Genomic DNA, 21,569 nt, shown 5'->3' with positions numbered 1-21,569 from the left:
CCTTAGTGGGGTTGTACTGGTAAATCTATTGTAAAGCGGGTCCATTCTCCCGGCTTGCTCTGTACCCTGATATACCCGCCATGGTCGCGCACCAGGCCGTGGCTGATGCTGAGGCCAAGGCCGGTGCCTTCGCCTTTCGGCTTGGTGGAAAAAAACGGATCGAACAGTCTGTCCTGGACTTCCGGGTCGATGCCCACGCCGTAATCGGTGAAGGTCAGGCGGATACATTCCCTGTCCTCTTGTTTATGCAGTTCTGTTCTGATTTCGAGACGTTTTTCCCGGTTGGGCTGGGGGTATTTCTGGTTCAGGGCATAGCGTGCATTGCTGATCATGTTCAAGACAACCTGCTGCAGCTGCTGCTCATTGCACATCAGCGGCGGCAGGGAATCATCCAGCTCCAGGAAACAGGTGATACCATCCTTCTTCAGGAGATGGTCGACCAGCTGCAGGCTGTTGTTGACTATTTTTGTGATATCCGACGGAGCCAGAACCTCTTCTCGGCGGCGGGCAAAGTCCAGTAATTTTGCGACAATGCCGGCGATCCGTTTTCCTTCACTGATGATGTTGCGCAGATGTTCCGCTGCGTCCGGATCATCCGGGGCGTCAAGGATGATCTGCGAATAATTGATGATGCCGTTGATCGGATTATTGATTTCATGGGCAATGCCGGAGGCAAGTTCCCCGATTGCCGCCAGCTGGGCCATGCGAATCGCCTCTGCCCGGACAACTTCTTCTTCGGTAAGATTGCGGGCGACGACAAGAGTGGCGTTGATTTCGCCATTTTCCTCGAGCAGCGGCGTCACCGTCAGCATGTATGTACCATGCAGGCCGTGCAGCTCCACCTCGGATATCTGTGTTTTCCGGCCGCCGATGAACTGATCCAGCGGACAGGGATTGTTGCTGCCATGGCCGCCGTGGAGAATCTCGCAGACTGTTTTGCCGATGACTTCGCTGCGTCGTTTTTTGGCGGCGGCACAGGTGGCTGGATTGGCCTCGAGGATTCTGAAGTCCTTTGAGACCACCAGCGCAGGATCCTGGATGGCAATGAAGATTTTTTCCCAGCGAGCGGTAAACATGTTCAGCTGTTGGTCAGCGGCCAGATTTTCCGTTTCGTCAATGCCGAGCATGACCAGGCCGACTTTGCCTTGTTCGATGTTATGCCGGATGGAACCGTGCCAGTTTATAAAGCGTTCCAGCCCATTTTTGGTGAGTAAGGGGGCGGTGAAATTGATGTTCGTCTGTTTTCCTTTCAGCGTCTCTGAAAAGAGTTGCTGGAATTCGAGTCTGTTATGCGGGGCGATCATGACATCAACCCAGTATTTCCCCAGTATTTCCTTTTCACTGTACCCGGTTACCTCTTCGGCTCTGCGGTTAAAGGAGGCAATTGTGCCACAGGGATGGATGCTCACCATAAGCGCCTGGATAGTGTCGACTATCTCCTTGTTGAAGTCCCGCTCTATTTTCAGCTTTCGCGCGGTATCCTGGGAATACAGCGCCAAGGCTATATCGTCGCTGACATGGGCGATAAATTCTTGTTTAAGATCAAATATCTCTCTATTCTCCCGGCAGTGCATGGCGACAAAACCATAGACTTTGTGCTGGTACCTCACCGGACAGACAATGCAATTGGGGGCGGCGGTGTCATTTTCGGGAAATTTTCCGGAAGAAAAGTGGGCATATATGGGTGTGGTGAAAAAAGAAAGCTCGCGGTCCATCTGCTCAACGAGGAGGCTCGTAAGAAAGCTTTGTATGGAAAAGTCAAGCAGCGTGTTCGGCGGGGTCGCGGCGAAGGGAATAAGACGCTTGTTTTCCCTGTCGATATCTCCGGCCCAGACAAAATGGCAGTGAAAGGCGTCGGCCAGAATATTGCAGCAATGCTGAAAAATGATGGCATAGCTCTGATCTTCAGGATCACACAGACTGTGCTCCCTGATGGTCGTCAGTAAGCGGTTGCGGTGCTGAAACAGCTTGAGGGCTTCCGCGTCTCGTTCTGTCAGGTTTTTTGCCATATGTCGCCTTTCGTAGATCTGTTCTTCTATACGACCATACACTTGCTTCCTGCGTCAAGAACTGCTTTATCCTCTCCCCATGGATGTCAGGCTAGAGAGTATGCACGACGACACCGTCTTGATCGGCTAGATGTGCTGTTTCATCGACAATCTGCCGATGATGGGTGAAGAGAATGACCTGGTTTCTCGTCGACAGCCTGGCCAGGGCCTGAAGGGTAGCCCGTGAACGCCGGTCATCAAAGTTGATTAAGATGTCATCGACGATAAAGGGCATTGGTTCGTGCGATTCCAGACGATACTCCAGGGTGGCAAGACGCAGGGCCAGGTAGAGCTGGTCTCTTGTGCCGGAGCTCATCCCTTCGACCGGTACCCGTCTGTTGCCCGGACGCAGGCCGATCAGCACCGGTAAACCTTGATCATCGACGTCGGTGCGGAGACCGGTAAAAGAGCCGAGGGTCATCTCGCGAAAATATTTCGAGCCGATGAGCAGCACCGGATCCTGATGTTCCTCCCGGTAGCGTTCAATCTCCAGCTGGAGGATTTTGGCGGCCAGCTTGACCAGGGTATAGCGCTCCGCCAGACGTCGTATTCCGGCCAGTTCCTGTTCCATCTCCTCCGCTATCTCCGCCGCCTTGGCGTTGCCGTCCATGGCGGCGAGTTTGCTGGTCTCCTCGCCGATGACCTGGGAAATTCTATTAATTTCCGGGTGGATTCTTTCAATGATATCGAGTCGTTGGGCTTCTGTCCGCCCCGGTAATTCGTCGGCGTTGATTGCCGCCGCCTGCCGGGAAATTTCTTCGATGTCGACCCCGGCGCCAATTTTGGCCAGGTTGGCGGTCGTGTCGGAAATTTTATCCGTCAACCTGGTGTAGGTCTCGAAGGTGCGTATCACGGCGGTCAGCCCGTCCGGTGTTGCACAGCGGGCAATCAAGAGGATTTCCTCCATCTGTGCCCGGGCGCTCAGCAAGGTCCTTTCGGCCGCTGCCACCTCGGTCTGCAGCGCATCGATCTCCTCGGCCAGTTTATCGTGCAGGGTACAATCGTTTTGGGATTGGCCAAGGAGCGTGCGCACATGGACAATTGCCTGGTCAAGCGGCAGCTCTAATGCCTTGGGAGCCACCTGCGTCAGGAGCGCCCGCACCTCCTGTTCGAGCTCCCCGGCGTCTCGGTCTATGCCGTCAATGCGTTTTTGCAGATCGGCTGCTTCTTTGACCCTGGCAAAGCAGCTCTGCAGGATGTCGAGCAGGTCGATCGCTTCAAAGGTTGCGATCTCGCTGCCAAGACCCAGACCGGCAAGGGCTTTCTGCCATTGCTCCTGCCACTTTTCCAAGGCTTGCCGAGCCGTGATCAGCTGTTTTTCGGCCAGATGGAGGTTTTTTTCTGCGCTTTGTAGCCGCGCGGTGCAGGTGTCTCTTGCCGCCTGTCTGCGGGTGGCGGTCTCGAGGACTGTCTCGGCAAGGACAACCACCGGACCAAGTGCTTCCCCGCAGGGTATGGCCTGCACGTGCAGGTTGTGCAGCTCACTGACGATGGCTTGTCTGAGAGTGTCTCGCTGCTGCAGAACTCTGTTGATTTCCTGCTTTTTATTTAAGATATCACCCGCCTTGTAACGGAGTTTGTCCATCGACGCGAGCCAGCCGCCCATTTCCTTCGGCGAGAGCGGGGCTGTTCCGGTTATCCCGGCGGCCTGCCAGAGCGCGACCCAGGCCGCATCGAGTTCCGTCTGCCGCCGGCTGAGCATCGTGCTGCTTTCGGCAAGGCCGGCCAGCAGCTCCTGCCGGCTTTCCATCTGGGCCTGAAGGGCCGCCGCGGTGGCTACCCGGTCGGCCTCCCGGCGCAGGCGATCGGCAATACCATCCGCCTGGCCGACATATCCCTCATAGGCCTTGTCAAGCGGCTGGTCCGCTCCATAGGCCAGGCTTTCACTGGTCACATCCTCGTCATCGAGCCAGCGGCGGCGCAAAAGCTGCCAGCCATGCTCTCTTTTCTGGCGGGTGTGCAGCAGCATCTCTTCGGAGGGAATTTCCCCGGCATAGGCGCCTTTTTTCATTTCCGTCCGGGCCTTGGTCAGCTCCTGGGCGATGGTTTTCTGCTCTTTTTCCAGTACCCGTTTTTCATCGGTGAGCTCGCGGTATTGTCTGTCAAACCGCTGCACGGTTTCCGACAGCGGCAGAGGCAGTTCGATGAGCGTCTGCAGATCTCCCGACCAGAAGCCAAGGCGCCTCAGTTCCGCCAGGCAATCTTTTTTGCCCTGGTCGATTTCGCGGCGGTTTTTTTCCAGCAGCCCATCTATATCGCCGCTCTTGTGTGCCAGCTTTACCGCCTGAAAAAGCCTGCCGCTGTCCGGCAGAGCACCTAAACCGGTCAAGTCCTGCATGGCCTCCCGGTGTTCCTCGCCGCTAGCTGCCGCCTGGCTTTTTGCCTGGATAAGCTGCTGGTTGATGGCCTCATATTCGGCGCTTAAGCGCTGGATGCTTTTTTTCTTCAGCAGCACCGCGCGTAAGGATTCAATGGCCTCCAGGCTCAGGTCCGGCCGTACCTGCTGCAGCAGCTGGGCGGCCTCTCGGCGCAGGCTGATGCGCATGCCTTCTCTTTCCGGTCGGTCTTTTAGCCCCTTGCGGTACTCCCCCAGACGCTGGTGGAAATCATCAATTTTTTCAGCGTGCTCAAGGAGGTATCTGTTAAAAGACAGGGCCTGACGTCTTGCCTCCAGCTTCTTGAGATGTTCGGTATCCTTTTGCAGCTGCAGTCCCGCTTCACGGATTGCCTGGACAACCTGGCGGTGGTTCTCGGCAAAGTCCGGGGGCAGAATAATTACCGGCCCGAGTATTTCGAGCTGTTCGCGGTAGGATTTGAGCCGTCCCAGTTCGGGAATGGCCTGCGCCAGACGCTCCAGGCGGCGCAGTTCGATGTTTTTCTCATCCCGCTCCCGCTCCAGCGTGGCTCGCTCCTCCTCGGCCATTTTCAGGGCCTGGTGATGCTCTTTCCACTCCCGACAGGAAAGACCGGCGGCCTTGGCCTTTTTCTGTAACTCTTTGAACCTTTTTATCGCTCGGTTGATCTGCGGCACTTGTCCGGTTGGTTTGAACAGCTCCCCCGCTTCCTTTTCCAGCTGATCGATGACCTCTTTCAGAGAAGATATGCCCGCTCCAGCGGCAAACAGGGCCTGTCCCACCTCGCCTTTCTGGGCGAGTATTTCTTTTCCGCCGCGTACCAGGGTGTCGTGGTCAATGCCGTAGAGGGAACCAAATATTTCCACATCCACCCCATGGAGAAACGGCGCCAGGGTGTCTGCCGGCAGAGGATCGCCCGCCTCGTCGATGATGTCGCCGATGCGTTTTTTTCGCCGCTGGAAGACGAGTTTTTTGCCGTCGCTGTTTTCCAGGCAGCCGCTGACGAGAAGCTGGTCATAATTGTGCAGGAAATTATCCGGCGTCTGTGGCGCAAAGCCGTACAGCAGGGCCTTGAGTGCCCGCAGGGAGCTGCTTTTCCCCGCCTCGTTCGGGCCGTAAATGATGTGCAGACCGGGCGCTGCAGAGTTGAATTCCAGCTTCCGGTCGGTAAAGGGACCAAAAGCCTTCAGGCCAAGGCTTTTCAGTCTCATTTTGGCGCTCCGTGCCGGAGCAGCTGGGCGCGTAACAGCTCCTGCACCTGGCTGCGCAGCTCGGTAATTCTCTCCGGCGAGGAGGCCAGGAAAGGGTCGTCCCCGCCGGAGATCTCCGCCGGTAGCTTGTTGTTTAAACTGCCGAGCTCCGGGACCAGTTCAACCAGGGTATCGCTGCCAAATTCGAAGTGCTCGATGGCGTGCAGGAGCCCGGTCAGGGCGGTATCACCACCACCGCTCTCGGCGGTCTGCTCAGGGCTGACTCGCCGGGTCGTCTGGAATTTCACCTTTTCCAGCCAGATATTACCAAGTCCCGCGCCAATGCCCCGGAACTCTTCGGTCCACTGGGCGGTACGCTCAAGCAGCAGGGTATGCACCGGACAGCTGCCGGTCAGAATCAGGCGCAGGGCGAGAGGTCGGCTGTTTGCCTCGGCAAGTTCGATCTCAAAGGCCCGCCGGACGGCATCGTAGACACTCTGTGCCGTATCGCAGTGGGACAGATCCACTTCGCAGCCGGTCCAGCGCAGGACGTCAAGTTCGTGTTCCCGGACATCGGTGATCCGGCCTTCCACGACAGTGATGAGCGTGGCCCCTTTCGCCCCGGTCTCCCGAATATGGCGGCCCTGGATATTACCGGGAAAAACAATCCATGGATCATCCGCCACTATTTCGCGTTTATGCACATGCCCCAGGGCCCAGTAGTCATAGCCCTTTGATTGCAATTCATCCAGCGTACACGGTGCATACTCCTCGTGTCCCTGTCGCCCGGTGAGAGAGGTGTGCAGCAGGCCGATATTGAAATAGCCGGGCTGGCAGGGGGGATACTGCAGGGCCAGGTTTTCGGTCACCACGCGGGAGGAATAGCTCCGGCCGTGGATGATGACGCCGAGAGTATCCAAACGTATCGACTGGTTTTTTTGCGAAGAAAAAAGTGTCACGTTGTCCGGCAGCGGCATGGTTCTGGTGATCTGATTGGCGGCGTCGTGGTTGCCGGAAACGATAAAAACAGCAATCCCCGCCCGGTGCAGCCGCCCCATGCGACCGGCAAAGAACAGGCCGGTGTTGTAGTCTTTCCAGTCAACGTCATAGAGATCCCCGGCAATGAGCAGGAAATCGACGGCCTCATCGATGGCCAGGTCAATGCAGTTGTCAAAGGCCCGTCGCGTTGCCCCGCGAATCTCCTCCACAGGGGCGTTCTCATGGGCCTCCAGTCCTTTCAAGGGGCTGTCAAGATGGATATCGGCGGTGTGGAGAAAGCGAAACATCTGTTGCCTTTACACGGAAAAGATTCCCTGAAATCGATTTAGCGGACCTGACGCGGAGCTGGCGGAGTGTGTCGTTATTTCGTCTGGAGTCCGGGGCAAAGCCATGAGTTGCCTCTTGCCGTTTCCAGCAAGACCACGGTATGAGTACTATTTTTCTACAAAACAGCGGGTTGGAAGTCAATAGCGAAAAGCGTCATGTATTCGCCATGACAGATTCTCGCCCTGGGAATGTATCGCGGCAATCACGCAACTTATTTCCGAAAATATGGTGCAGATGTTGAGGTATGTGGACTGGTACTCAAACCGGATGCGGGGTGACAGAAAAAAATCTTGTGAGATCGATCTGAAAAGAATACGATGCAAAACGTAAATGAAGCGGCTTCGACCGGGAAACCGTATTTATATGATAAACAAGGAGGCCAACCCACCCATGATACGATCGTTTAAAGGCAAAACACCCCACATCGCGCCGTCCGCTTATGTGGATGACACCGCCGTGCTTATCGGCGATGTCGAAATCGGTGAGGACTCCAGTGTGTGGCCCGGGGCCGTGATCCGGGCCGATCTGGGAAAAATCACCATCGGCAGACAATGCATTGTAGAGGACAACTGCGTGATCCACGCCGGTGCCCCGGAGGGCAGAGACGGGGATGTCATGATCGGCGACCGGGTGGTCATCGGCCATGGGGCGATTCTCAACTGCCGGTCCATTGGCAATTACGTGCTCATTGGTATGAATGCCACCCTGCTGCATGAAGCCTGCATCGGTGATTTTTGTCTCATCGGCGCCGCCGCCCTGGTGGGTGCCGGAAAAATCATCCCGGATTATTCCCTGGTATTCGGCGCCCCTGGTCAGATCAAGGGCCGACCGTCTGAAGAGCAGCTCTGGTGGGCCAAAAGCGCGTATGAAGAATACAAGCCTTTAATCGACGAATATAAAAAAGCGCAGAACCGTCAGGCACTTTGAACGGTTTTTATATGAGATTGCCCTGACGAACCTGGATGATCCGCCACTATCTCGCGTTTATGTAGAAAGCGAAACATCTGTTGCCGTTACAGGGTGAACGATCTGGACTGGGCAACCTCGATGGCCAGCGTCGAGCGGGAGTTGGCATCCATCGGCAGTTGTTTCTTTTCGCACCACTCGGGGAAGGTTTCCGGATCGATGAAGACCTTGATCACCTGATCCCCCGCCGCCTCGATTTCCGCTTTTTTCTCCTCCGCACGGCTGAGCCAGTGCGCATAGGTCGGCGGCAGCAGCGCGGCATCGTCGAACATGCCGAGAAGCTGTGCATAATGTTCCTCTTTATACCAGACCAGGGCCTGAATCATCGGCTGTCTGGCCGGTTGCTGTTTTTTTGCCGCTTTTTCCTTCAGTTTGGCGATTGTCTTTCCTGACCCGGTTTGACTTGTCTTTTTGACCATGAAAATCTCCTGATATGTTGTATGCGACAGCACATGGACAGCGCATATTCTGGTTGTAAACTTTCCTTGAAATATATGGCTGCAGAGCATAATCCTTCGACGAGGTGATGTAAAGCAGGACGACGATTGCTGCAAACGCGGAGTCACTCTATCATTTGAGCAAGGTATCCGGTCATCGCCCCAGCCAATGCATTAAAACCAAGAGAAATTGCACAAAAAGAGAGTCGGTTACTATTAATTTTCCATGAGTTTTCAGTGGATTTCATTGACGACAACTGCCGGTTTCTAGTACGTTATAAAGTTTATGTAGAGGGAAAAGAACAAGGTGGCGTTCATCCTCTGTCGCATTGCAAGGGGGAGGGGGAAATAGTGCTGGCCGGATCCGGTCAACATGTATTTTTTAATTGTTTCTATTGCTGGGGCAGTACTCTGGTCCGGCGTTTTTTTTAATGGTGGAAGAATTGGTCGATTTTTTTGAACGTTGGACGGTAGATAAGTCGTCGGAGTTGTATCGGGTAGCTGAATGGAGCGGCGGATATTTCAGGGTTTCGGCAAATGGGGATATGCTTGTGCAGCCCTCACCGAAGGCTACCGATCGGGCCGTCTCAATCCCGGAAATTGTCGAAGGGCTGAAGGAACGCGGCCTTGACATGCCTGTCCTGCTGCGCATAGAAAACATCCTTGACGCGCAGATCTCCGAACTCAATGAAACCTTCATCGCGGCGATGAAAGATCTTGGCTATCAGGGCAATTTCATGGGGGCCTATCCAATCAAGGTCAACCAGCAGAAACAGGTGATCGACGCCATGGTCCGTTATGGTGCGCCGTATCACCATGGTCTCGAGGCCGGCAGCAAGGCCGAGCTGATTGCCGCCATGGGCATGATGGTCGACAAGCAGGCACCGCTTATCTGCAACGGTTACAAGGATGAAGAGTTTGTTGATCTGGCCCTGCATGCGGTGAAACTCGGTTTTCGCTGCATTCTGGTGGTGGAAATGCCGAGTGAGCTGCCGCTGATTATCGAGCGTTCCAGGGCGCTCGGGGCGAAACCGGTTCTGGGCGTCCGTATAAAACTGGCCATGCAGGGGGGGGGGCATTGGGCGGAATCGGGCGGGGAACGATCTATTTTCGGTCTGAATACCACCCAGCTGATTCACGCGGTCGACCTGCTGCAAAAAGAGGGCATGCTCGACTGTCTGCAGATGGTGCACTATCACCTCGGCTCACAGATATCCAATATCCGCGAAATCCGCACGGCGGTCGGCGAGGCATGCCGGGTCTATGCCGGCTTGGTGAAAGAAGGTGCGGGCATGCAATATATCGATCTGGGCGGCGGCCTGGCCGTTGACTATGATGGCTCGCAGTCGAATTTTCTCAGCAGCCGGAACTACACCCTCAACGAATATTGCACGGATATTATCGAAGCGGTGATGACCACGCTCGACGAGGAAGACATTGCCCATCCGACAATTATTACCGAAACCGGCCGGGCACTGGTCGCCTATTATTCCGTCCTGCTCTTCAATGTCCTCGATAAGACGGTCTTTGAACCGGACTCCCTGCCGGAGAAACTGCCGGAAGACGGTCCACCCCAGTTGATCAATATGCTCGAATCGATGGAGAATCTGTCGATCCGTAATCTCCAGGAGACCTTGAACGATGCCATCTACTATCGCGATGAGGTCCGCCAGTTGTTTAACCGCGGCCAGATTACCCTGCGGGAAAGATCCCTTGCCGAAAATCTGTTCTGGACCATCCTCAACCGCATCCTCAAGACCGGCAAGGAGCTGAAAAACGCCCCGGCCGAGATCAATGAGATCGAGCGCCTGCTCTCCGATATCTACTACTGTAATTTCAGCCTGTTTCAATCCCTGCCGGACAGCTGGGCCATCGACCAGCTCTTCCCGGTCATGCCTATTCATCGGCTCAATGAAAAACCAACGCGAAATGCCATCATTGCCGATATCACCTGCGACTGCGACGGCAAGATCGATCGTTTCGTCGACCGCTTCGGCGCCAAACGTTTTCTGCCGCTGCATGAAATGAACGATTCCGAGGAATATTATCTGGGGGTCTTTCTTGTCGGTGCCTACCAGGAAACCCTGGGCGATCTGCATAATCTTCTTGGTGATACCAACGTGGTGACGGTCAGTCTGCATCAGGACGGGAAATATGATTTTTCCGGCGAACTCGAGGGCGATACGGTGGCCGATATCCTGTCCTATGTCGAATACGATCCGAAACGGCTGTTGATGAAGTTTCGAAAAACGGCGGAGACCGCGGTCAAGGAAGGCCTGATCTCGCCCCTTGAACGGAAAGAGGTGATGCAGGCCTATGAGGCCGGACTGCGCGGCTATACTTATTTTGAACGATAACATCAGGGAGGATATGATGGCGAAGGTCTTGATTATCGGCGCTGGCGGAGTTGCCGGGGTGACGGCGCACAAGTGCGCTTTTCTTGCGGACAGTTTTTCGGAAATTGTCCTCGCCAGCAGGACGCTGGCCAAATGTGAGGCGATTGCCGCGGGCATCAAGGAGCGCACCGGCAGAACCATTGACGTGCGGCAGCTCGATGCCGACAAGGTCGAAGACACTGTTGCGCTGATCAAGGAGGTGCAGCCGGATCTGCTCGTCAACCTGGCCCTGCCGTACCAGGATCTGGCGCTGATGGATGCCTGTCTGGCCACCGGTGTCGATTATCTCGATACGGCCAACTACGAACCGCCGGATGAGGCCAAGTTCGAGTACAAATGGCAGTGGGCCTACCGGGATCGTTTTGAGAGGGCCGGACTGATGGCCCTGCTCGGTTCCGGTTTCGATCCGGGGGTGACCAATGTTTTCTGCGCCTGGGCACAGAAACACCACTTCGATGAAATCCATGAGCTGGATATCATTGACTGCAATGCCGGGGATCATGGGCAGCATTTCGCCACCAATTTCAATCCGGAGATAAATATCCGTGAGATCACTCAGCGGGGGCGTTACTGGGAGCATGGCGAGTGGGTGGAGACCGACCCGCTGTCCTGGTCGATGAACTATGATTTCCCGGACGGCATCGGGCCGAAAAAATGTTTTCTCATGTACCATGAAGAGCTGGAGTCACTGGTCATGCATCTGCGCGGCCTGAAGCGGGCGCGGTTCTGGATGACCTTCGGCGAGCAGTATCTTACCCATCTGCGCGTCCTGGAAAATGTCGGCATGACCCGTATCGATCCGGTGGATTTCGACGGCCGACCAATTGTGCCCATCCAGTTTTTGAAAAAAGTGCTGCCCGAGCCTTCATCGCTTGGTCCGTTGACCAAAGGCAAGACCTGTATCGGCTGTGTTATGAAAGGCATCAAGGACGGCAAGGAGAAAAAGCTCTATGTCTATAATATCTGCAGCCACGAGGAGGCGTACCGGGAAGTGGGCTCGCAGGCGATCAGCTACACCACCGGCGTGCCGGCGATGATCGGCGCCAAGCTGATGCTCGAGAAAACCTGGCATCGGCCCGGGGTGTGGCATATGGAACAGTTTGATCCCGATCCGTTTATGGACGCCCTGAATCGCTATGGCCTGCCGTGGACCGTTGTTGAATTATGATGAACGGTGCTCGTCAATACCGTTTTGATCCCGCCCGGCTGAACACCCCCTGTTACCTGGTGGATGTCGGTCTGCTGCGGCACAATCTGCGAATCCTCGGCGAGGTGAAAGCGCAGACCGGCTGCAAGATTCTGCTGGCCTTGAAGTGTTTTGCCATGTTCCGGCTGTTTCCGCTTATTGCCGAAGCGCTGGACGGGGTCTGTGCCAGCTCTCCCCATGAGGCGCGTCTTGGTTTCGAGGAATTCGGCAAAGAGGTGCATACCTTCGGTGCCGCCTATTCCCTGGCCGATATGCAGGAACTGTGTCGCACCTCGGACCATATTCTGTTTAACTCCTGTGCGCAGCTTGCGCGATTCAAACCGATGATCATCGACCACGCTGCCCGGTCCGGCAAGGAAATCGAGCTGGGCATTCGTATCAATCCGGAGCACAGTGAGGGGGCGGTGGCGATGTACGATCCCTGCGCTCCGGGATCGCGCCTCGGTATTCGGTTGGAGCAGCTGCGCGAGGCGGACCAGGAGCTGCTGCACGGCGTGACCGGCCTGCACTGGCATAACCTCTGTGAGCAGGATGCCGACTGTCTCGAACGGACGGTGCGCGCCGTGGAGGAGCGCTTTGGCGAGCTGATTCCCCGGATGCGTTACGTCAATTTCGGCGGCGGGCACCATATCACCCGGCCCGGCTATGATCTTCCCCTGCTGATCCGGGTGGTCAACGAATTCAAGGCAAAATGGGGCGTGCAGGTCTACCTCGAACCGGGGGAGGCGGTCGCGCTCAACTGCGGCTATCTGGTCAGTACGGTGCTCGATGTGCTGCGCGGCGATAGCGATATCGCCATCATCGATGCTTCGGTACCGGCGCACATGCCCGATGTGCTGGAGATGCCCTATCGGCCGCATATCATCGGGGCGGGCGAGTCGGGAGAAAAAGCGTATTCTTATCGTATAGGTGGCCTTTCCTGTCTGGCCGGCGATGTGGCGGGAACGTACTCCTTTGACCGGCCGCTGGTGGTGGGAGACCGCCTGGTATTCAGTGACATGGCCATTTACACCATGGTCAAGAATAACACCTTCAACGGGGTCGCCTTGCCATCCATCTACCTCTACGAGCCGGATGACGACAGCTATGAGTGTGTGCGATCGTTTGGCTATGAAGATTTTAAAAACAGGTTGTCGTAGGAGAAGTACATCGTGCAGACGGACAATTTCCCCGCTTTTCTCCAGTCGGAGTCAGCCGGGCAGGAAGGGCAGACAAAGAGTGATGCGCTCTTTCATATCATCCCCGTGCCGCTGGAACAGACCGTCTCCTACGGCGGTGGAACCGCCGGGGGCCCTGCGGCCATCCTCGAGGCCTCGCAGCAACTGGAGCGCTGGGACGGTTTCTCCGAGCCGATAACTGCCGGAATCGATACCGGACCATGTATCGATTGTTCCGGGGATATTTCGGTCATTCTCGGGCGCATTGAACAGGCCGTGTCGGCCATTGCCGAAGGTGATAAAATACCCGTGGTGCTCGGCGGCGAACATACGGTCAGCCTGGCGCCGATACGGGTTCTGGCCAGGAGATATTCCGAACCGATCGGTATTGTCCAGCTCGATGCCCATGCCGACCTGCGCGACAGCTATGAGGGCTCGCCCTACAGCCATGCCTGTGTCATGCGCCGGGCCCTGGAGGAGTGTGGCTGCCGGTTGTTTCAGTTCGGTGTGCGCGCTCTGTGCCGGGCGGAGGTCGAATACCGCGCCGCCCATCGGATCGACCATCTCGACGGCCGGGCCATTGCCACCGCCAACCTGGCCGATTTTGTCCTGCCCGCTGATTTCCCACACCATATCTATCTGACGCTCGATGTCGACGGTCTTGATCCTTCCGTTATCGGCGCCACTGGAACGCCCGTGCCCGGGGGACCAGGCTGGTACCAGACCCTGACCATTCTCGAACGGGCCATCGCCGGCAGGAACGTTGTTGGTTTTGACCTGGTCGAGCTGGCCCCGAGGCAGGGCGATCATGGTTCCGATTTCGCCGCCGCGCAGCTGGTCTATGCGGTCATGGGTCTGATCTGCCGTAATCTGGGGATGCATTAGGTCTTCGTAACCCGTCGACAACACAGGTCATTGCCGCAATTGTTGGATAGCCGTCAGGATTGTTGCGGCAGCAAGGTCAGCAGCAATGTCCGTTGCTCCTTGGTTTTTTCGAAAAGTGGCTGGATTTTCTCTAAATCTTCTGCCTTGGCGGCTGTTTCCAGCTCGCACACTATCTGATAGAGCATGTCGGCACAGACATTGCCGGAGGCCCCTTTCAGCTGGTGGGCAATCCGCTGTATTGCCGGAAAATCCAGGTCGGCAAGGGCCGTTGCCAGCTGCTCGACCTGCTTGGTGAGATTGGTCAGGAAGGCAGAAAAAATGTGCATGGCCAGAGGACGATCGCCAAGCAGCCTGGTAACGAAACTTTCGTAATCGAGCACGTGCACCTCCGGGCCGACGGGGGATGGCTGGTCCTCGTCCTCGACAATTTCTCCTGACAAGGTGCTTGCCAGGAAACATTCCACAGCCGTTTTCAGCCGTTTCGGATCGATTGGTTTGGGGATATAGTCGTTCATGCCGGCGGCCAGATACTGTTCTCTGTCGCCTTTCAGGGCGTGGGCGGTCAGGGCGATGATCGGAACGGCGTCATCGAGAACCCCCGAGGTACCGGAGCGGATCCGTCTGGTCGTCTCCACTCCGTCGAGTTTCGGCATCTGGATATCCATCAGGACAACAGTGTAGCGCCTCTGCTGTAATGTTCTGATCGCCTCGATTCCATTGTTGACGATATTGATGTTGTGAAAGCCAAGGGTCTGCAAAATCCCGCTGATGACCATCTGATTTATGAGATTATCCTCGACCAGAAGAATGTGTTCGTCTCTCCTGCGGTTCTCGCCGGGAGGTGGTTTTGCTGCGGCCGGATATACAGAGGCGTCGACGGGTGATGCGGCGAGAAGCGAGTTGACGGTATGCAGCAGATCAACATAGCGGATTGGTTTTTTAAGAGTGGCGGAGAAAAGGCCGGCATGGCTGTACCCATCGATGGCAGACGGAACAGGCGGCATCAACAGCACGCTCTTTCGCGCCGGAGAGAAGGTGTCCTCTATATCAATGCCGGCGATAAGGTCCTGATCGATGAAGAGGAAATCGAGCGGTGTGGTCTGGTCGGCGAATTGCCGGAGCAGAGCCATGGCCGAGGGACCATTGCTGCTCTCGCTGACCCGGGCACCCCACTGTTCGAACTGCCGGCAAAGCATGGCCCGACAGGTGTCATTGTCGTCGACCACGAGGAGGTGCAGACCCTCCAGACACCTGGATAATTGCGGCTCCGGGTCAGGCAGGCGTTGTTTATCGAACCGGGCGGTAAACCAGAAAAGAGCACCTTCCTGTTCACTGCTTACCACACCGATCTCGCCGCCCATAAGCTCCGCCAAGGCCTTGGAGATGGCCAGTCCAAGGCCGGTGCCACCGAACATTCGGCTGGTTGAGCTGTCCGCCTGGGTGAAACAGTCAAAGAGGTTGCCCTGTACTGCCAGAGGGATACCGATCCCCGTGTCTTTGACGGCAACATGCAGGAGGACATCTTCGACGGACTCCTCGCGGCTGTCAATAAGGATGGAAATTTCACCCCGTGTGGTAAACTTGCAGGCATTACCGACCAGGTTAAGCAGAATCTGGCGCAGACGCCCAGGATCACCGCGCAGCTGAGTCGGGGTTTTCGGTGCGATGGCTCCAATCAGCTCCAGCTCTTTGTCGTTGACATTGGCACTGACCATATCGATGAGACCGTCCAGCAGGTCATGCAGGTCGAAACTGAGCCGGTCTAATTCAAGTTTGCCGACTTCAATCTTCGAGAAATCGAGAATATCATTAATGATAAACAGGAGAGAGCTGCTGCTTTTCTGCAGGGCTTGTACATACTCCCGCTGCGTCACATTCAGGGGTGTATCGATGAGCAGTGACGATATGCCGATGACCCCGCTCATCGGCGTACGCAGTTCATGGCTCATGTTGGCGAGAAAGGTACTCTTGGCCCTGTTGGCGCTTTCCGCCTGTTCTTTGGCCAGGGTCAGTTCCTCCGTTCGCTTTTGCACTATCTCTTCAAGGTGGTCTCGATGTTGTTTCAGTTCGGCCCGACTTTTCTGAAGATTGTTGGACATGTCGTTAAAGGCTTGCCCGATCTCGCCGATTTCATCATGTCGGGTCATGGTGACTGTTTCTCCAAGGTGACCACTTGCCACCCTGTGCATGGCATCTCTGAGGACGGTGAGAGGGGTGATAATGGAATGAAACAGAAAATAATTAAAAAGGAGCAGGATGAGAATACTCGCCGCAAAAGTGGTAACACCAAAAAAAATCAGACTATTTATTTTTACGTCTCTGATAGTTGCCAGATCGTAATAAATGGCGACATAGCCCAGGTTTTCCCCGATCACCTCAAGGCGGTTCTGATACACGCCGATCAGCCGGCCGTCGAGGTCGAACTGTTTGAAAGAATGACCGTTGTCGTGTTTCGGGACATCTTCCGCCTTGGAAACATGGGTGTTCTGCACCCCTGAACAGAATTTTTTTTCCCCTTCCGCAGAGTAGAGGCAGGCCAGGGAGATCTCTTCAATGGCCTTCTGGATATCATCAAGCGATGTCTTCAGGGCCTGTTCCTGGCCGGCAAACAGCTCGTTTGCCAGGTCATCACGTTTCTGCTGGAAAAGGGTATCGACAAGCAGTTCCGTCTTTGCTATCTGCTCATTGAAGCTGTTCTGCAGCACAGGATATTGCACAGCAATTCCTGCCAGAGCGGCGAGGAGCACGGTAACAATGGTCGCCATGTTTATTTTAAAAGGAAGGCTATATATCTTCATAGAAGTTCGTTTCGGTCAGCTTTATTGAGCTATGGCAACGGGCAATAAACAGAGACGACCATTTTCGAATGGTGGAGACAGAGGGTGAATCGGTCAGGGGATAATGGCCTTTTTGAAAACGGCTTTTTCATCCTCGAATGCAATAATTATGATACCCTTGCCCAGAGGATCGCCGTTATCATCAAAGGTAATTATTCCGGTTGCTCCAGGGAAATCCTTTGTTGACGAAAGTGCGTCACGGATCGCTTTACGGTCAAGCGTACCGGCCCGGGTAATCGCTTCGGCAAGGAGCATGACCGCATCGTAGGCCAGCGGGCTGCTGTTGTTGGCAATCTCTTTTTCATGGGCAGCGAAATAGAGTTCCTGCATACGGTGACTTGCCGCAAAAGGAACCTGCGGATGCCATGGTGCGGACTGGTAACTGCCATTGATGGCCGATCCGGCATATTTTTCGATTTCATCCCAGGCGTCTCCGCCAAGAAAAATTGTCGAAAGCCCCATCTTGGCCGCCTGTTTAATGAAAAGTCCGCTATCCCTGGTATATCCGGGCAGGTAGGCGACATCGGCTTTGAGTCGGATGAGCTTGTTGATGTTTTTTGCAAAGTCGGTGGCGTTGCCTCGATAGAAAAGTTCGGCGAGAATCCGGCCGCCTGTTTTCTGAAAAGCGTTACTAAAAAACAGGCCGAGGGTGGTGCTGTAATCCTCGTCGATATTGGTGATGATAACACCAGTCTTTGCATGCAGTTCCTCCGAGGCAAATTTGGCCATGGCGACTCCCTGGAAAGAATCGACAAAGCAGGCGCGGAAAATATACTCTCTGCCCCTGGTCACCGCAGGATTTGTCGAACCGGGACTGATCATCGGTATACCGGCCTTCTCGAGGATCGGCGCGATGATCAGGGAATGCGAACTCCAGTGCGCCCCGATAACCGCGGTGATGTCCTGCTGAACAATGTGATGCGCAGCCTGGGCCGAGCCTATTGGCGTGCTGAGATTGTCGAAAACGATCAGTTGCAAAGGTCTGCCGAGGACCCCGCCACTGTCATTGACGTGCCTGACGGCCAGCTGGGTCATTTCGAGCATCGGCTGATTATGGGGCGCGGCAAGGCCTGTTACCGAGAAAATGGCCCCGATTTTAATGGGCTCTTTTGCGTCGGTTTCTCCCGCCGCAGTGTACCCAGGCACAGGCAGAGAGAGGAGCGTCAGAAATAAAAAGACCTGATAGAGCCGTTGGCCAAAGCGCAGGAGAAAGGTGTCATAATAAAAGTGCAGGGGATTCGACCTAGTCATGGGCAAGAGTTCTTGATTAAAATCCGGTAACATAGGCAGCCTGTGGAGGGGGCTCGTTTACGAGTCCATCAACATTGACAGTGGTGTTTTGTCCATTTTTCGACAGTATACGTAAAATGTATTGAAAAGTGAAGTAATTCGCTGTTAACCAGAGGGCAAATGATATCCGTCGAAAGGTTCGCCGGGGATTCTGTGTAATTGGCAATGGGTGCCTGCCGGGCAAAAACCCTTAAAGTGTTGTCGACCACGGTCACCAGGGCTACGTTTTTTACTGAGAAGTGGTTACGTAATATCCCGGCCATTTTTAACCATTTCCTTACGGCTCCTTGTGCAGTTCCGGGTTTACCGTTGGCCATGTTGCGTTTTGACAATGGCTTAGCCATCTTGAAATCCGACTTATTACGCGTTTGTCAAAGGATAGAAAACGATGATATTTCAACCGAAAAGTCTGCAGCAGCGAACTTTGGCATTTGTTCTGGCCCCAACCCTTCTGCTCCTGATAACCCTGTCTGTCGGTGGCTTTGTCTTTGTCAGGGATATGCTGCTCAGTCAATGGGGTGAGACGGCCGTGGTCAAATTACAGCGGACCGCCCATCTCGTCGATATGCAGTTGCGCCAACCGAAAGATCTGCTTCTTCTCCTGCGGAGTTCCGATGACGTGAATGATAAACGACTACTATTTGACTATATTATCAGACAGATAAAAGAACTGGAGGGAGTCGTCGATGTCAACGTCGAGTGGCCGGAAAAGACCTTCGCAAAAGAAACAGCACCTCGAATGGAGATAGCGTCACCGATGGATGTGCTGCACGGTAATCTCCTGGAACCATTTGAAATCGGCAAACCCAGCTACAACAGCCGCCTGAACAATCGCACCGTGTCGCTGGTCTCGGAATTTAAGAACAAGGATGACAAGGTGGTCGGACGGGTCGAGGTTATCCTATCCTTTGATACCTTGATCGATCAGATCATTCATTCTCCCTGGTGGAAAGGCAACAGGGCATTCTTGATAGACAGTGAAGGGAATGTTCTGGCCAGCACCGCGGTGCATCTGGAGCTGGAGGATTATTTCCCCAAGCGCGCCTTCGGCACCGTCAACGCCCTCGAAAAAGAAACCTTGCTGGCAACCCAGAAGAACACTTCAGGCACGGTTTTCGGTTCAGGTTCTCCGCCTGAAGAGATAAGCGGCTTTTATCATCTGGCTGAAGCGCCCTGGACTATGGTGGTGGTTACCGAAGGTGAACAGGTCCTGCAGCCTATCATCCGTTTCAAGCTTTTTTATATCCTCACCTTTGCCTCCTGTATTCTGCTTATTCTGTTTTTTATCAGGCAGACAACCTCTCAGATAACCACCAGGATAAAGGAGGTTTCCGCTGCAGCCGATGACCTGGCCAAAGGAAAATTCGGCCCCCCTCTGGCCATTACCAGCCGTGATGAAGTTGGCGAACTGACCAGAAGGTTTAACCAGATGGCCGGACAGCTCAAACACCGGCTGGCCATGAAAGAGGCGATCAATGTCGCCAGGGAGGTGCAGCAGAACCTCCTGCCCCATGACAGTTTCTCGGCGGAGGGCATTACGGCCGGCGGGATCGCCCTTTACTGTGATGAAACCGGCGGGGATTATTTCGATATCATTACCTTTCCTGAGAATGATCGAAAGGTTGCCGTCGTCGTCGGCGATGTGGTGGGTCATGGTATCGGCGCCGCCCTGCTGATGACGACCGTCCGCGCTCTGCTGCGTTGCCGTGTCTTTCTGCCCGGCAGCCTGGACCAGATAATGAACGATGTGAACAGCCTGTTATGGCAGGATACAAGTAAGTCGGGCAATTTTGTCACGCTCTTTTATCTGGAGGTTGACTGCCGACAAAATATCATCCGCTGGGTACGGGGCGGGCATGATCCGGCCATGGTGTATTCTCCGGCCAGCCGGCAATTTTCCGAGCTGAAAGGCAATGGACTGGCTTTTGGGGTTGATGCCGATTGGCGTTTTGAGTACAACGAACAGCCCCTTGCCGATGAGGAGCAACTTATCCTCATCGGCAGTGACGGGGCCTGGGAAGTGGAAAACGGCAGCGGCGAACAGTTCGGGAAAGAGCGACTGAGTCAGCTGCTTGCCGAAAACAGCGACCTGCAACCGGATGAAATACTGCGGAACATTATGGCGGCACTTGGCGCATTCAGGGGTGAAGCATCGCAAAAGGATGATATAACCCTGGTCGTCGTCAAAACCTGCTGATTGTCCTGCAGGTGATCAAATACCTTGATACGGCAGGGCACGGCAGGGTATGGCAACTGGCTCTGCCCCCGGGCACCGTTAAAAAATGGAGTAGGATGAAATCCCCCCTCGTTCGGCAGATACTCGCTGTGATGTTTTTCAGGTTGTTACTTAATACCGGCAGGCGTTTTGTCTATCCTTTTGCCCCGGCGCTCAGCAGGGGACTCGAGGTGCCCCTTGCGGCAATTACCTCGATTATCGCCACGAGTCAGATGACCTCTCTGCTGGGGTTTTTCAGCGGTCCTCTGGCGGATCGAATCGGCTATCGTTTTATGATGCGTACCGGACTGGCGATGCTGGCCGTGGGGATGTTGCTGTGCGGGCTCTTGCCGACATATTGGCCGGTGTTTACCGGTCTGGTGATCGCCAGCTTCGGTAAAACGATATTCGATCCGGCCATCCAGGCCTTTATCGGTCGTAATGTCCCTTTTGCACGGCGTGGCCGGGTGATAGGTGCCGTGGAAACCGCCTGGGCGGGGAGCACCCTGATCGGCATTCCCGCCCTTGGGCTGATAATTGCCCAGCTGGGACTCAATTCGTCCTTTTATATCCTGGCATTTCTCGGCGCCATAGGCTGGGTTCTCATCAGCCGGGTCATCCCACCGGACGAGCCGATCCGCCAGGTGACACAAGAGAAAAGATCGTTGATCGCCTCCCTGAAGCAACTGGTGCAGATTCGTCCAGCCGCCGGCATGCTTGTCTTCGGCTTTTGGATATCTATCGCCAATGACAGCCTGTTCGTCGTCTATGGGGCATGGTTTGAACAGGATTTTATGGTCAGCCTGATCACACTTGGCTTCAGTACCGTGGCAATCGGCGCCGCCGAACTGCTCGGTGAATCAATAACCGCGCTTTTTGCCGACCGGCTGGGCCTGAAGCGGGCGGTTATCTGCGGGCTCTGTCTGGTAATGTGTGCCTATCTGCTGCTGCCCTTTATCGGCCGGACCTTGCCGTTGGCGATGATCGGCATGTTCTGTGTCTTTCTCGCCTTTGAATTCACCATAGTCACCAGTTTTTCCCTCAGCACCGAGCTGATGCCGGAGGCCCGGGCAACGATGATGTCCGGTTTCTATGCCACCGCCGGTGTCGGCAGGATGATCGGCGTGCTTATCGGCGGCGTGCTGTGGAGTTACGGCGGAATCACCGCTGTGGCCTGGAGTTCGGCCGGTTTTACCCTGCTGGGCCTGGGGTCATTTGTCTGGGGATTGCATGGCTGGCGGCGAGATGAGCACTGATACCC

Annotated in this window: 13 protein-coding genes; 7 read left to right on the top strand and 6 right to left on the bottom strand. The window is 55.2% G+C overall.

Annotation, left to right across the window (positions count from 1 at the left end; all coding sequences use genetic code 11):
* Nucleotides 1-2: 2 nt before the first annotated feature.
* The 3 genes from ACYQ8U_RS05520 to ACYQ8U_RS05510 form a co-directional block, all read right to left on the bottom strand.
* Complete coding sequence (locus tag ACYQ8U_RS05520; protein ID WP_459944518.1) at nucleotides 3-2,009, bottom strand: PAS domain-containing sensor histidine kinase; 2,007 nt, start codon at nucleotides 2,007-2,009, stop codon at nucleotides 3-5.
* 91 nt (nucleotides 2,010-2,100) lie between these two features.
* Nucleotides 2,101-5,613: an AAA family ATPase gene (locus tag ACYQ8U_RS05515; protein WP_459944517.1), complete on the bottom strand. Its 3,513-nt coding sequence runs from the start codon at nucleotides 5,611-5,613 to the stop codon at nucleotides 2,101-2,103.
* Entirely contained in the window at nucleotides 5,610-6,878 is a 1,269-nt protein-coding gene (locus ACYQ8U_RS05510) for a metallophosphoesterase family protein (protein ID WP_459944516.1), read from the bottom strand. Before ACYQ8U_RS05510 ends, ACYQ8U_RS05515 begins: the two co-directional genes overlap by 4 nt.
* A gap of 430 nt (nucleotides 6,879-7,308) precedes the next feature.
* Here ACYQ8U_RS05510 and ACYQ8U_RS05505 point away from each other — a divergent pair, with 430 nt between their 5' ends.
* Complete coding sequence (locus tag ACYQ8U_RS05505) at nucleotides 7,309-7,845, top strand: gamma carbonic anhydrase family protein (RefSeq protein WP_459944515.1); 537 nt, start codon at nucleotides 7,309-7,311, stop codon at nucleotides 7,843-7,845.
* Nucleotides 7,846-7,931: 86 nt separating this feature from the next.
* Here the strand turns inward: ACYQ8U_RS05505 and ACYQ8U_RS05500 are convergent, their stop codons facing one another.
* Complete coding sequence (locus ACYQ8U_RS05500; protein ID WP_459944514.1) at nucleotides 7,932-8,303, bottom strand: hypothetical protein; 372 nt, start codon at nucleotides 8,301-8,303, stop codon at nucleotides 7,932-7,934.
* A gap of 449 nt (nucleotides 8,304-8,752) precedes the next feature.
* Between ACYQ8U_RS05500 and speA the strand changes: the two genes are divergently transcribed.
* Genes speA through speB form a run of 4 tightly spaced genes read left to right on the top strand, consistent with a single transcriptional unit; the run spans nucleotide 8,753 to nucleotide 13,966 of the window.
* The gene (speA, locus tag ACYQ8U_RS05495) at nucleotides 8,753-10,678 is read left to right on the top strand and encodes a biosynthetic arginine decarboxylase (protein WP_459944513.1); all 1,926 of its coding nucleotides are present in this window, start codon (nucleotides 8,753-8,755) and stop codon (nucleotides 10,676-10,678) included.
* A gap of 16 nt (nucleotides 10,679-10,694) precedes the next feature.
* Nucleotides 10,695-11,885: a saccharopine dehydrogenase family protein gene (locus tag ACYQ8U_RS05490; RefSeq protein ID WP_459944597.1), complete on the top strand. Its 1,191-nt coding sequence runs from the start codon at nucleotides 10,695-10,697 to the stop codon at nucleotides 11,883-11,885.
* A complete protein-coding gene (gene nspC / locus ACYQ8U_RS05485) occupies nucleotides 11,885-13,063 on the top strand; it encodes a carboxynorspermidine decarboxylase (protein ID WP_459944596.1) in 1,179 nt (392 codons plus the stop codon). The genes ACYQ8U_RS05490 and nspC overlap by 1 nt, the downstream gene beginning before the upstream one ends.
* A 12-nt stretch (nucleotides 13,064-13,075) precedes the next feature.
* Nucleotides 13,076-13,966: an agmatinase gene (speB, locus tag ACYQ8U_RS05480; RefSeq protein WP_459944512.1), complete on the top strand. Its 891-nt coding sequence runs from the start codon at nucleotides 13,076-13,078 to the stop codon at nucleotides 13,964-13,966.
* 53 nt (nucleotides 13,967-14,019) lie between these two features.
* Here speB and ACYQ8U_RS05475 read toward each other — a convergent pair whose 3' ends face one another.
* Together ACYQ8U_RS05475 and ACYQ8U_RS05470 are read right to left on the bottom strand one after the other, a co-directional pair.
* Nucleotides 14,020-16,764 (bottom strand): response regulator, encoded by a 2,745-nt coding sequence (locus tag ACYQ8U_RS05475; protein ID WP_459944511.1) that lies wholly within the window; start codon nucleotides 16,762-16,764, stop codon nucleotides 14,020-14,022.
* 93 nt (nucleotides 16,765-16,857) lie between these two features.
* Nucleotides 16,858-18,054 carry an ABC transporter substrate-binding protein gene (locus ACYQ8U_RS05470; RefSeq protein ID WP_459944510.1) on the bottom strand — a complete coding sequence of 399 codons (1,197 nt, stop codon included), beginning with the start codon at nucleotides 18,052-18,054 and terminating at the stop codon, nucleotides 16,858-16,860.
* 427 nt (nucleotides 18,055-18,481) lie between these two features.
* Here ACYQ8U_RS05470 and ACYQ8U_RS05465 point away from each other — a divergent pair, with 427 nt between their 5' ends.
* Together ACYQ8U_RS05465 and ACYQ8U_RS05460 are read left to right on the top strand one after the other, a co-directional pair.
* Nucleotides 18,482-20,290 carry a SpoIIE family protein phosphatase gene (locus tag ACYQ8U_RS05465; protein WP_459944509.1) on the top strand — a complete coding sequence of 603 codons (1,809 nt, stop codon included), beginning with the start codon at nucleotides 18,482-18,484 and terminating at the stop codon, nucleotides 20,288-20,290.
* A 95-nt stretch (nucleotides 20,291-20,385) separates the two neighbouring features.
* Nucleotides 20,386-21,564: an MFS transporter gene (locus ACYQ8U_RS05460; protein ID WP_459944508.1), complete on the top strand. Its 1,179-nt coding sequence runs from the start codon at nucleotides 20,386-20,388 to the stop codon at nucleotides 21,562-21,564.
* Nucleotides 21,565-21,569: the final 5 nt, after the last annotated feature.

Source organism: Desulfocastanea catecholica, from assembly GCF_054657295.1.
This window is presented reverse-complemented; position numbering and strand designations above follow the sequence as displayed.